Source organism: Allosphingosinicella vermicomposti (assembly GCF_003012815.1).
Taxonomy (GTDB): domain Bacteria; phylum Pseudomonadota; class Alphaproteobacteria; order Sphingomonadales; family Sphingomonadaceae; genus Allosphingosinicella; species Allosphingosinicella vermicomposti.
Genome location: NZ_PXYJ01000001.1, coordinates 1,068,713 through 1,080,898 on the forward strand (window position 1 = coordinate 1,068,713; position 12,186 = coordinate 1,080,898).

At 62.5% G+C, this 12,186-nt stretch carries 14 protein-coding genes and 1 pseudogene; all 15 read right to left on the reverse strand.

What is annotated here, in order from left to right:
• Position 1: 1 nt before the first annotated feature.
• Positions 2 to 307, reverse strand: a complete 306-nt coding sequence (nuoK, locus tag C7I56_RS05250) for an NADH-quinone oxidoreductase subunit NuoK (RefSeq protein ID WP_106639422.1) — start codon at positions 305 to 307, stop codon at positions 2 to 4.
• Positions 308 to 431: 124 nt separating this feature from the next.
• Positions 432 to 1,043, reverse strand: coding sequence for an NADH-quinone oxidoreductase subunit J (locus C7I56_RS05255; protein ID WP_106639423.1), 612 nt, complete (start codon positions 1,041 to 1,043; stop codon positions 432 to 434).
• A 35-nt stretch (positions 1,044 to 1,078) separates the two neighbouring features.
• Positions 1,079 to 1,561, reverse strand: a complete 483-nt coding sequence (gene nuoI / locus C7I56_RS05260) for an NADH-quinone oxidoreductase subunit NuoI (RefSeq protein WP_106639424.1) — start codon at positions 1,559 to 1,561, stop codon at positions 1,079 to 1,081.
• Entirely contained in the window at positions 1,558 to 2,604 is a 1,047-nt protein-coding gene (gene nuoH, locus C7I56_RS05265; RefSeq protein ID WP_106639425.1) for an NADH-quinone oxidoreductase subunit NuoH, read from the reverse strand. Before nuoH ends, nuoI begins: the two co-directional genes overlap by 4 nt.
• 106 nt (positions 2,605 to 2,710) lie before the next feature.
• Positions 2,711 to 4,732, reverse strand: a complete 2,022-nt coding sequence (nuoG, locus tag C7I56_RS05270) for an NADH-quinone oxidoreductase subunit NuoG (protein ID WP_106639426.1) — start codon at positions 4,730 to 4,732, stop codon at positions 2,711 to 2,713.
• 3 nt (positions 4,733 to 4,735) lie between these two features.
• Entirely contained in the window at positions 4,736 to 6,028 is a 1,293-nt protein-coding gene (gene nuoF, locus C7I56_RS05275) for an NADH-quinone oxidoreductase subunit NuoF (protein WP_106639427.1), read from the reverse strand.
• Between the two features lie 120 nt (positions 6,029 to 6,148).
• Positions 6,149 to 6,823, reverse strand: a complete 675-nt coding sequence (locus tag C7I56_RS05280) for a complex I 24 kDa subunit family protein (RefSeq protein ID WP_106639428.1) — start codon at positions 6,821 to 6,823, stop codon at positions 6,149 to 6,151.
• Positions 6,816 to 6,992, reverse strand: a complete 177-nt coding sequence (locus C7I56_RS12270) for a hypothetical protein (RefSeq protein ID WP_158703001.1) — start codon at positions 6,990 to 6,992, stop codon at positions 6,816 to 6,818. The genes C7I56_RS05280 and C7I56_RS12270 overlap by 8 nt, the downstream gene beginning before the upstream one ends.
• Positions 6,989 to 8,224, reverse strand: a complete 1,236-nt coding sequence (locus C7I56_RS05285; RefSeq protein WP_106639429.1) for an NADH-quinone oxidoreductase subunit D — start codon at positions 8,222 to 8,224, stop codon at positions 6,989 to 6,991. The genes C7I56_RS12270 and C7I56_RS05285 overlap by 4 nt, the downstream gene beginning before the upstream one ends.
• 127 nt (positions 8,225 to 8,351) lie before the next feature.
• Positions 8,352 to 8,996, reverse strand: a pseudogene (locus C7I56_RS05290) (NADH-quinone oxidoreductase subunit C); the annotation flags it as partial.
• A gap of 3 nt (positions 8,997 to 8,999) precedes the next feature.
• Positions 9,000 to 9,557, reverse strand: a complete 558-nt coding sequence (locus tag C7I56_RS05295) for a NuoB/complex I 20 kDa subunit family protein (protein ID WP_106639431.1) — start codon at positions 9,555 to 9,557, stop codon at positions 9,000 to 9,002.
• Entirely contained in the window at positions 9,548 to 9,925 is a 378-nt protein-coding gene (ndhC, locus tag C7I56_RS05300) for an NADH-quinone oxidoreductase subunit A (protein ID WP_106639432.1), read from the reverse strand. The genes C7I56_RS05295 and ndhC overlap by 10 nt, the downstream gene beginning before the upstream one ends.
• A gap of 201 nt (positions 9,926 to 10,126) precedes the next feature.
• Positions 10,127 to 10,927 (reverse strand): inositol monophosphatase family protein, encoded by an 801-nt coding sequence (locus C7I56_RS05305; RefSeq protein ID WP_106639433.1) that lies wholly within the window; start codon positions 10,925 to 10,927, stop codon positions 10,127 to 10,129.
• A gap of 92 nt (positions 10,928 to 11,019) precedes the next feature.
• Positions 11,020 to 11,583, reverse strand: a complete 564-nt coding sequence (gene efp / locus C7I56_RS05310; RefSeq protein WP_106639434.1) for an elongation factor P — start codon at positions 11,581 to 11,583, stop codon at positions 11,020 to 11,022.
• Positions 11,584 to 11,621: 38 nt separating this feature from the next.
• Positions 11,622 to 12,185, reverse strand: coding sequence for a M23 family metallopeptidase (locus C7I56_RS05315; protein WP_245409603.1), 564 nt, complete (start codon positions 12,183 to 12,185; stop codon positions 11,622 to 11,624).
• Position 12,186 lies beyond the last annotated feature (1 nt).

Here is a 12,186-nt window from a genome sequence, read left to right on the forward strand (position 1 = left end):
GTCAGCCCTTCATCTGGTTGACGTCGTCGACCGCGATGGTGCCGCGGCCACGGAAGTAAATGACGAGGATGGCGAGGCCGATGGCGGCTTCGCCAGCGGCGACGGTCAGCACGAACATCGCGAACACCTGCCCCACCATATCGCCGAGATAAGCGGAGAAGGCGACGAGGTTGATGTTCACGGCGAGCAGGATCAGCTCGATCGCCATCAGGATGACGATGATGTTCTTCCGGTTGAGGAAGATACCGAGCACGCCGAGCACGAACAAGATCGCGCTAACAACGAGATAGTGGCCAAGGCCGATCATGCCCGTCCTCCGCTATAGAGTGTACCAATCCCGTTCGTGTCGAGCGTAGTCGAGACACGCATCTGCCGGGTGGGCCGCTTCTCGACTTCGCTCGAAGCGAACGGTTGTGCAGAGGAAATGCCGATCATAGCTCCACCCCCTGCCCGATACCGGGGTTCATGTTGCGGGTCGCCTCTTCCGGACGGCGGCGGTTCTGCTCAGACGGGTTTTGCGGACGAAGGCCGCTGCGGGTGCGATGCGTCAGAACGATCGCGCCGATCATCGCGACGAGAAGAACGAGGCCAGCCGCCTCGAAGATGTAGAGATAGCGCGTGAAGAGGACCGTCCCAAGTGCCTCGATATTCGGGACAGAAGGATCGACCGGCGCCGCCTTGGAAGCGACCGAGACGCCGCCCGCATTCCAGGCGGCCACCGCGAAGATCATCTCGGCGAGTAGGACGACCGCCATCAGGGCGCCGAAGCCCGCATAGCGCGCGAAGCCCGCCCGCATCTCCGCGAAATCGACGTCGAGCATCATGACGACGAAGAGGAACAGCACCGCGACCGCGCCGACATAAACGATGACGAGCAGCATAGCGATGAACTCGGCGCCGAGGATCAGCATCAAGCCCGCCGCGTTGAAGAAGGCGAGGATCAGCCACAGCACGCTGTGCACCGGGTTGCGCGACAGGATCGTCAGCGCACCGCTGGCGATCACGATCGTCGCAAACAGGTAGAATGTGAACGTCTGTATCACGTTTCTATCGTGCCCCTTCAGATTCGGCTGGCGGCTTAACGGTAAGGCGCATCGGCGGCAATGTTCGCGGCCAAGACCCGCTCCCATTTGTCGCCGTTTTCAAGGAGCTTCGCCTTGTCGTAGATAAGCTCCTCGCGCGTTTCGGTCGAAAATTCGAAATTCGGTCCTTCAACGATGGCATCGACCGGGCAGGCTTCCTGACAGAGGCCGCAATAGATGCACTTCGTCATGTCGATGTCGTAGCGCGTGGTGCGGCGGCTGCCGTCCTCGCGCGGTTCGGCCTCGATGGTGATGGCGAGCGCCGGGCACACCGCTTCGCACAATTTGCACGCGATGCAGCGTTCCTCGCCATTGGGATAGCGGCGCAGCGCATGTTCACCGCGGAAACGGGGCGACAGCGGGTTCTTCTCATAAGGATAGTTGATCGTCGCCTTGGGCTTGAAGAAATATTTCAAGGTTAGCCAATGCGCCTTCACGAACTCCCAGAGGGTGAAGGATTTGATCCAGTGCGCGATCATGCGAGCGCTCCGTAACGGGTGATCATAAGGTAACCGGACACGATCGCCACCCAGAGAAGGGCGAAGGGCAGGAAGATCTTCCAGCCCAGCCGCATCAGCTGGTCGTAGCGGAAGCGCGGCACGGTCGCCTTCACCCAGGAAAAGATGAAGAAGAAGATGAATATCTTGGCAAACAGCCAGATGATGCCGGGCACCACATAGAGCGGCGCCCAGTCGATAGGCGGCAACCACCCGCCCCAGAAGAGCGTAGCGTTCAATGCGCACATCAGCAGCACGTTGCCATATTCGCCGAGCCAGAAGAGCGCGAAGCTCATCGAGCTATATTCGGTCTGGTAACCGGCAACGAGCTCGGATTCCGCCTCCGTGAGGTCGAACGGCGCGCGTGCGGTTTCGGCCATGGCGGAGATGAGAAAGATCACCGCCATCGGGAACAGCAGGGGATTGAAGCCGAAGCCGTTCAAGAAGAACACGTGGCTCTTCTGCATGGCGATAATGCCCTGCAGGTTGAACGTGCCTGCCCATAGGATCACCGTGATGAGGACGAAGCCGATCGAGACTTCATAGCTCACCATCTGCGCGGCCGCGCGGAGCGCCGAGTAGAAGGGATATTTGGAGTTGGACGCCCAGCCCGCGATAATTACGCCGTAAACGCCGAGCGAGGAAGCCGCGAGGATATAGAGCAAGCCTACGTTGATGTCGGCGAGCACCATGTCCGGCCCGAACGGGATCACCGCCCAGGCGATGAGCGCGATCGTAAAGGTGATGATTGGCGCCAAGAGGAACAGCCCGCGATTGGCCGAGGACGGGATGATGGTTTCCTTGAGGAACACCTTCAGGCCATCCGCGAAGCTCTGCAGCAGGCCAAAGGGGCCGACCACGTTCGGCCCGCGCCGCAGCGCCATCGCCGCCCAGATCTTGCGATCGGCATAGATGATCATAGCGACCGCCAGCATCAGCGGCAGCGCGATCATCAGGATGAGGATGAGGGTCGAGACGAACCAGCCGAAGCCGTAGCCAAGCTGACCCTGGAACCATTCGGTCATGCTTGTGCCCCCTCTCCGTTCGCTTTGAGCGAAGTCGAGAAGCGTGGCGCAGTCACAAACGTGTCTCGACTACGCTCGACACGAACGGCGTTTGTGGAAAGCGCCATCATTCCGCGGCCTCCGCAAAGTCTTCCCCGTGCAGGATTTCAGCCGAGCAGCGCCGCAGCGTGGGCGAGGATCGTGCGATCGGGTTGGTGAGGTAGAAATCCTTGATCGGATAGGCGACTTCCGTGCCCTGCGCGATCGCTTCAGCCTTGAGCGCGGGCGGCGCCCAATCGAAGCGGACAAGGCCTGCTTCTGCAAAGGCCGGATATTCCGCGAACAAAGCCGTGCGAAGCTCGCCGAAGCTGTCGAACGGCAGCGGCTTACCGAGCACCGCCGAAAGCGCGCGGAAGATCGACCAATCCTCGCGGGCATCACCCGGCGGGAAGATCGCCCGTTCGCTATATTGCACTCGGCCTTCGAGGTTCACGTAGATGCCGTGCTTCTCGGTATAGGCCGCGCCCGGCAGGATCACGTCGGCACCATGCGCGCCCTTGTCGCCATGATGGCCGACATAGACCTTGAAGCTCTTGTCGAAGGGCGAAAGGTCCGCCTCGTCCGCGCCGAGCAGGAAGAGCAATTTCGGCGCCTTCTCCGCCAGCGCCGCCATGCCCCCGGCAAGCGCATAGCCGAGCATCAGCCCGGCCGTGCGCGCAGCGACGGTGTGGAGGACGTTATAGCCGTTCCAGTCGCCCCGGATGAGGTTGAGGCTGTCGACCAGCGCGAGGCTCGCGGCCTGGCCGCCCGGCACCTTCAGCGCCGAACCGCCGACGATCATCGCCGGACGCTCGGCCTTCGTCATCGCGTCCGCCGCCGCCTTTGGCAGCTTGGCGAGCAGCGACATGTCATTGCCCAGCCATTCCACCGGATAGGTGAGATCGACTTCCGGCCCGATCGCAAAGACCTTCGCACCCTTCTTCACCGCCTTGCGGATGCGGGTATTGACGAGGCTTGCTTCCCAGCGCGGATTGGTGCCGACGAGCAGGATCGCATCGGCCGTCTCGATGCCAGCGATGGTCGTGTTGAAATTGACCGCCGCGATGTTGGTCGCGTCATAGGCAAGGCCAGTCTGGCGGCCTTCGATGAGGTTCGAGCCGAGCGATGCGAGCAGCTTCTTCGCCGCATACATGGTCTCGACGTCCACGAGATCGCCCGCGACGGCCGCGACGCTGTCACCCGCCTTCTTGGCGACTTTGGCGATGGCATCGAACGCCTCTTCCCAGGTCGCGGCCTGGAGCTTGCCGCCCTTGCGCACCCACGGCCGGTCGAGCCGGTTCCGGGTAAGGCCATCGACCATGTGGCGCGTCTTGTCGTGCGCCCATTCCTCATTCACCTCTTCCGAGATGCGGGGAACGACGCGCATCACTTCGCGCAGGCGGCTGTCGATGCGGATATTGGTGCCGACGCCGTCGCTGACGTCGATGCCCGGCACCTTGGAAAGCTCCCACGGCCGCGCCTCGAACGAATAAGGCTTCGAAACGAGCGCGCCCACGGGGCAGAGATCGACGACATTGCCCGAAAGCTCGGACGTCACCGCGCCTTCGAGGTAGGACGTGATCTGCATATTCTCGCCGCGATAGATGGCGCCGATTTCCTCGACGCCCGCCACTTCCTCGGCGAAGCGCACGCAGCGCGTGCACTGGATGCAGCGGGTCATGATCGTCTTGACGACCGGACCCATATATTTCTCGGTCACCGCCCGCTTATTCTCGGCGAAGCGGCTGTGGCCCCGGCCATAAGCGACTGCCTGGTCCTGCAGGTCGCACTCGCCGCCCTGGTCGCAGATCGGGCAGTCGAGCGGGTGGTTGATGAGCAGGAACTCCATCACCCCTTCCCGCGCCTTCTTGACCGCCGGAGACATGGTGGTGATTTCCTGGCCGTCGGAAGCGGGCAGCGCACACGAGGCCTGCGGCTTGGGCGGCCCCGGCTTCACCTCGACCAGACACATGCGGCAATTGCCCGCGATGGTCAGCCGTTCGTGATAGCAGAAACGCGGAATCTCCTTCCCCGCCGCCTCGCACGCCTGCATCACAGTGGCGCCAACGGGAACCTCGACCTCGATACCGTCTACTTTGACCTTGGGCATGACTTACTCCGCGGCCTCGAGGGCGCCGCCCTGCTTTTCGATGATGCGCCGCTCGATTTCGGGGCGGAAATGGCGGACGAGGCCCTGGATGGGCCAGGCGGCTGCGTCGCCAAGGGCGCAGATGGTGTGGCCTTCAATCTGCTTCGTCACATCGAGCAACGTGTCGATTTCGCCGATATCGGCGTCGCCGGTGCGCAGGCGCTCCATGACACGCCACATCCAGCCGGTGCCTTCGCGACACGGCGTGCACTGGCCGCAGCTTTCATGCTTGTAGAAATAGGAGATGCGGCTGATCGCGCGGACGATGTCGGTGGACTTGTCCATGACGATGACGGCGGCGGTGCCGAGGCCGGAGCCAAGCGCGCGCAGGCCGTCGAAGTCCATCGGCGCGTCCATGATCTCCTTGGCCGGGACCAAGGGAACCGAGGAGCCGCCCGGAATGACGGCGAGGAGATTGTCCCAGCCGCCGCGGATGCCCCCGGCGTGCTTTTCAATGAGTTCGCGGAACGGGATCGACATGGCTTCTTCGACCACGCACGGCTTGTTCACATGGCCGCTGATCTGGAAGAGCTTGGTGCCGTGGTTGTTCTCGCGGCCGAAGCCCTTGAACCAGGCCGCGCCGCGCCGAAGGATGGTCGGCGTGACGGCGATCGATTCCACATTGTTGACGGTCGTCGGACAACCATAGAGGCCCGCGCCCGCCGGGAAAGGCGGCTTGAGGCGCGGCTGGCCCTTCTTGCCCTCCAGGCTTTCGAGAAGCGCCGTTTCCTCGCCGCAAATATAGGCCCCCGCCCCGCGATGGACGAAAACGTCGAAATCATAGCCCGAGCCCGCGGCATTCTTCCCGAGCAGGCCCGCATCATAAGCTTCCTGCACGGCGGCGAAGAGCGTCTCGGCCTCGCGGATGAATTCGCCGCGAATGTAGATGTAGGCGGCCCGCGCGCGCATCGCGAAACCGGCGATCAAAGCGCCTTCGATCAGCTTGTGCGGATCGTGGCGGATGATCTCGCGGTCCTTGCAGGAACCGGGCTCGGATTCGTCGGCGTTGATGACGAGGAAGTTCGGACGGCCGTCCTTCGATTCCTTGGGCATGAAGCTCCACTTCATGCCGGTCGGGAAGCCCGCGCCGCCGCGGCCGCGAAGGCCGCTATTCTTGATTTCCTCGATGATCTGGTCCTGCCCAAGCGCCATCAGGGCCTTGGTATTGTCCCAATCACCGCGCTTCTGCGCCGCCTTCAGGTTCCATGGCTGGAACCCGTAGACGTTGGTGAAGATGCGATCCTTGTCAGCGAGCACGGGCCGCCTCCCCAAAGTTCAAAACCCGTTCGGGCTGAGCTTGTCGAAGCCCTGCCTTTTCCCCCTTAAAAGAAGGGCAGCCCTTCGACAGGCTCAGGGCGAACGGTGCGGGTGACGAGATCATTTCCACTCACCCCGATAATCGTGGTTTTCGGTCGCCATTTCCTTGAGGCTGGTTGGGCCGCCTTCCGGGCAGCTCGTCTGGCGATCGATCTGCGGGCCGGCTTTCGGCATTTCGCCCTTCGCCATGGCTTCGAGGATCGCGGTCATGCTCTCGAAGGTCAGGTCTTCGTAATTGTCGTCGTTGATCTGCACCATCGGCGCATTGGCGCAGGCGCCGAGGCACTCAACTTCGGTCAGCGTAAAGAGGCCGTCCGGCGTCGTCTGCCCCTTCTTCAGCCCCTTGGCATAGCAAGCGGCGAGCACATCATCCGATCCGCGAAGCATGCAGGGCGTGGTGCCGCAAACCTGCACGTGATGACGGCCGACCGGCTGAAGGTTGTACATGGTGTAGAAGGTCGCGACCTCGTAAGCCCGGATATAGGGCATATCGAGATATTTCGCGACATATTCGATCACCGGGACGGGCAGCCAGCCCTGTGTGTTGGTCTCCGCGCCCACTTGGCGCTGGGCGAGGTCGAGCAACGGCAGAAGCGCCGAATGCTGACGACCCAGCGGATAGCGGCCGACGATGATCTTGGCCTGCGCCTCATTCTCCGAAGACCAGGCAAAGCCGCCCCAACGGGCGCGCAGTTCCTCGATATCGGGAAGGCTGTTTGGAAGAATATCAGCCATTCTTGGCAACCTTCAATTTACGAGCGGCGGCTGCGACCACGACACCCGAGCCGACAAGAACGGCAATCGTGTTCAAATCCACGCTGCGAAATAGCGCCATAGCTACGATCACCAGCGCACTGACAGCATAAATAGCAACCCAGAAGGCAATCGAATTAAAGCTCGTCACCGGTCGCACTCCCCGAAAACGATGTCCATGGCGCCGAGGATCGCGGTGGCGTCGGCGAGCATGTGGCCCTTGGTCATGAAATCCATGGCCTGAAGGTGGCTGAAAGCGGTCGGGCGGATCTTGACGCGGTACGGTTTGTTGCTGCCGTCGGAGACGAGATAGACGCCGAATTCGCCCTTGGGGCTTTCGGTCGCGACATAGACTTCGCCCGCGGGCACGTGGAAACCCTCGGTATAAAGCTTGAAGTGGTGGATGAGCGCTTCCATCGACTGCTTCATCTCGGCGCGCTTGGGCGGCACCACCTTGCGGTCGAGCGAAGCGATCGGGCCTTCCGGCATATCCTGAAGGCATTGCTTCATGATCCGCGCGGACTGACGCACTTCCTCGACGCGCACCATCATGCGGTCGTAGCAATCGCCCTTGGTGCCGACCGGCACGTCGAATTCGACGCGGTCATACACGTCATAAGGCTGCGCCTTGCGGATATCCCACGGAATGCCGGACGCGCGGATCATCGGGCCGGAGAAGCCCCAGGCGAGCGCATCTTCCTTCGACACCACGGCGATATCGACGTTGCGCTGCTTGAAGATGCGGTTGTCGACGACGAGGCTCATCGCATCCTCGAACAAAACCGGCAGACGCTTGTCGAGCCAGTCGGCAATGTCGGTGAGGAGCTTTAAGGGCACGTCCTGATGGACGCCGCCGGGACGGAACCAGGCCGCGTGCATGCGCGCGCCCGACGCCCGCTCGTAAAAGTTCATCAGGTCTTCGCGCAGCTCGAACAGCCAGAGGTTCGGCGTCATCGCGCCGACGTCCATGACGTGCGAACCGATGTTGAGGAGGTGGTTCGAAATGCGCGTCAGTTCCGCGAAGAAGACGCGGAGATATTGGGCGCGGAGCGGCACTTCGAGGTCGAGCAATTTCTCGACGGCCAGCACATAGCTATGTTCCTGGCAGAGCGGCGAGACGTAATCGAGGCGGTCGAAATAGGGCAACGCCTGCAGATAAGTCTTATATTCGCATAGCTTTTCGGTGCCACGGTGGAGCAGGCCGACATGCGGGTCCACGCGCTCGACAATTTCGCCGTCCAGCTCCAGCACAAGGCGAAGGACGCCGTGCGCCGCCGGGTGCTGCGGGCCGAAATTGATCGTGTAGTTCGCGATCTGCGATTCCGTCGCGCCGGTGCGGGCGACATCTTCTTCGCGGGCAAGCTGGTTCTGATCGGTATCCATTACATCGCACCACTGTCGTTCGTGCCGAGCGCAGTCGAGGCGCGCACCGCGATCGTGCCAACGCCCCTCGACTTCGCTCGGGACGAACGGAGAATGGAAAGGCGTGCCATCATTTCTTCACCTCGCCCGCCTTGGCTGGTGTCGGCGCGCCCGGGGCCTCGCCCTGCACCTTTTCATCGCCCGGCGGGATATATTCCGCGCCCTCCCAAGGAGAGAGGAAGTCGAAGCTGCGGAAATCCTGGGCGAGCTTCACGGGTTCGTAAACCACGCGTTTCTGCTCTTCGGAATAGCGCAACTCGATATAGCCGGTCAGCGGGAAGTCCTTGCGCTGCGGATGCCCCTTGAAGCCATAATCGGTGAGGATACGGCGCAAGTCCGTGTTGCCGCTGAACAGCACGCCGTACATGTCGAACACTTCGCGCTCCAGCCAGCCCGCGACCGGGAAGAGGCCCGTCACCGACGGCACCGGCTTCTCATCGTCCGTCATGACGCGGACGCGGATGCGGTGGTTCTTCGTCACCGAAAGCAGGTGATAGACGACCTCGAACCGCTCTTCGCGCTCCGGATAGTCGACGCCGGCGATTTCCATCAGTTGCTGATAGTCGAACTGGTCGCGAAGCGTGCGGATCACGTCGACGATGCTCTCGCGCTGGACGGTGATGGACACTTCATCCACCTCGTCCTTCGCTTCGATGAAGGCGGCGCCGATCGCGGCCTTTACCTCGTCGATGATGCCTTCGCGAGCAGCGATCCTGGGTGCGCTATTGTTCATGACTTAACGCTCAATCGTACCAGCGCGGCGGATTTTCCGCTGCAACTGCATGATGCCGTAAAGCAGCGCCTCGGCGGTCGGCGGACAGCCGGGGACGTAAATGTCCACGGGCACGATCCGGTCGCAGCCGCGCACGACGCTGTAGCTATAATGATAATAGCCGCCGCCATTGGCGCAGCTGCCCATCGAGATCACGTAGCGCGGCTCCGACATCTGATCGTAGACGCGGCGGAGCGCGGGGGCCATCTTGTTGCAGAGCGTGCCCGCTACGATCATCACGTCGCTCTGGCGCGGAGAGGCGCGCGGCGCGGCGCCAAAGCGCTCCAGGTCGTAGCGCGGCATATTCACATGGATCATCTCGACCGCGCAGCAAGCGAGGCCGAAGGTCATCCACCAGAGCGAACCGGTGCGGGCCCACTGGAATAGTTCCTCCGTCGAGGTGACGAGGAAACCCTTGTCCGACACCTCATTCTGGATGTCGTTGAAGAAGCCGGCATCGGGCTGGCGGATGGCGTCGCCACCCGTCATCGGATTGCCGCTCGCGTCCAGGATCACTCCCATTCGAGCGCCCCTTTCTTCCAGGCATAAACATAGCCGAGCGTCAGTTCGGCGAGGAAAATCATCATCGCGGTCCAACCGGCAATGCCGATCGCGCCGAGCGACACCGCCCACGGAAAGAGGAAGGCCGCTTCAAGGTCGAAGATGATGAAGAGAATGGCGACGAGGTAGAAGCGCACGTCGAATTGCGAACGCGAATCCTCGAAGGCCGGGAAGCCGCACTCATATTCGGCGAGCTTGTCCGCATAAGGCTTATGCGACCCCGTGAAACGGGACGCGATCATCGGCAGAGCGACGAACGCCGCTGACAAGGCCAACGCGACGCCCAGGAACAATAGGATCGGCAGATATTCGGCGGCTTGAGGCGCCATCGAGAGTCTCCGGGAGCTTCAGTTGAGGCGGCTTCTAGGACTGCCTCCGTCGAGAGGCAAGGCGAGAAGCAGTGAGAATGAATCGCAAGAACGAGGTGCGCCGACCCGCTCCCACCGTCATTCCGGCGAAAGCCGGAATCTCTTTTCACTTTAGAGCAAAAGGCAGTGAGATTCCGGCTTTCGCCGGAATGACGCAGTTAATTAACGCAAAGCCTGCGCCACCAATTTATGCAGTTTGGAATGGAGCTGGTCGTTGGCTGCCAACACCTGCCCCGTCTCCTGCGCGCGGTCCGCGCCCTTATAGTCGGAGACGAACCCGCCCGCTTCGCGCACCATCAGGATGCCTGCGGCGGTGTCCCAGGGCTTCAGCCCCTCTTCCCAGAAGCCGTCAAAGCGCCCGGCGGCAACCCAGGCGAGGTCGAGGGCGGCCGAACCGAAGCGGCGGATGCCCGCCACTTCCGGCGCCACAGCCTGAAGGATGGCAGACCAGCGGCCGAGATCGCCATGGCCGAAGAAGGGAATGCCGGTCGCGATCAGCGCATCGGCCAGATCGCGGCGTGCGGAAACGCGCAGGCGGCGGTCCTGAAGCCAGGCGCCCCTGCCCTTTTCCGCCCAGAAGCTTTCATCGGTGAGCGGCTGATAGACGAGCCCCTGCGTCACGCCGACGCGCGGTTCTTCCACCGCGATGGAGATGGCGAAATGCGGGATGCCGTGAAGGAAGTTCGACGTGCCGTCGAGCGGATCCACGATCCAGCGCGGCTTCGAAGGATCGCCCTCGATCACGCCGCCTTCTTCTAGGACCAGGCCCCAGTCCGGGCGGGCATGGCGCAATTCCTCGACGACCGTCTGTTCGGCGTGCTTGTCGGCCATGGACACGAAGTCTGCCGGCCCCTTGCGGCTGACCTGAAGCAGCTCCACCTCGCCGAAATCGCGGCGCAGGCGTGGCGCCGCCTTCCGCGCGGCGCGCTGCATGACGGTGATAAGGCCGGAATGAGAAACCACTTACATTCTCCGTTCGTATCGAGCGAAGTCGAGATGCGACTGCGCAGGCGCCCCTCGACTTCGCTCGGGACGAACGATTCACATCTTGGGACTTAGTCCGCGCGGCGGACGTAGGTCTGTTCGTAAACGTCGACGACGATCCGGGTTCCGCTGCCGATATGCGGCGGCACCATGACGCGGACGCCATTGTCGAGGATAGCGGGCTTGTAGGAAGACGAAGCCGTCTGCCCCTTCACCACCGCGTCCGCCTCGACGATCGTCGCTTCGATCGTGTCGGGCAGTTGCACGCTGATCGCTTCTTCGTCGTAAAGCTCCATCATCACGTCCATGCCGTCCTGAAGGAAGGCCGCGGCGTCGCCGAGAAGGTCGCGCGGGAGCGTGGTCTGCTCGTAAGTTTCCTTGTCCATGAACACGAGCATGTCGCCTTCCGGATAAAGGAACTGGAAGTCCTTCGTGTCGAGACGCACGCGTTCCACGGTTTCGGCCGAGCGGAAGCGGACATTGTTCTTGCGGCCGTCGCGCAGGTTCTTGAGTTCAACCTGCATATAGGCGCCGCCCTTGCCCGGCTGCGTGTGCTGAATCTTGACGGCGCGCCAGATGCCGCCTTCATATTCGATGATGTTGCCGGGACGAATGTCCACGCCGCTGATCTTCATGTGCGTCTCACAGATTTGGAAAAGAGCCGGACGCGCCTTTAGCGGGCTGTGCGGTTCCCGGCAAGCAGGGGGTAAGGATTGACCGGTGCGCCCTGATACCAGCTTTCGCCGGGCGCAGTGCGGCTCACCGCGAAATGAAGATGCGGGCCGTCCGGCGAAGCGTTGCCCGTCGATCCCACGAAGCCGATCGGGCTCCCCCGCTCCACTTTCTCCCCCTCGGCAAGGCCCGGCGCATAACGATCGAGATGGGCGTAATAATAGATCCAACGCGCGTCAGGCGAGCGGACATAGGCCGTGACCCCGCCCCCGCCCTCGCTGAAATAGAGCTTCTCAACCGTTCCCGGCGCCGCCGCGACCACCGGCGTGCCGCGCGGCGCCATTATATCGATCGCGTCGTGCACCCGCTCTCCGCCCGCCCGAGCCTGCGTGAAGGTATCGGCCAGCTGCTCCGGCTTCACCCCCGCCACGGGTATGGCGAGGCCGGACGCCCCGACGGCCGGAGCAAGAGTCACGTCTGCGGAGCTGGAAAGCGGCCGCGCGGCCGGAACGTCCGCCGCTTCGACCTGTCGCGTGCCGTTGCCATAGGCGCCGATCCAGAACAGG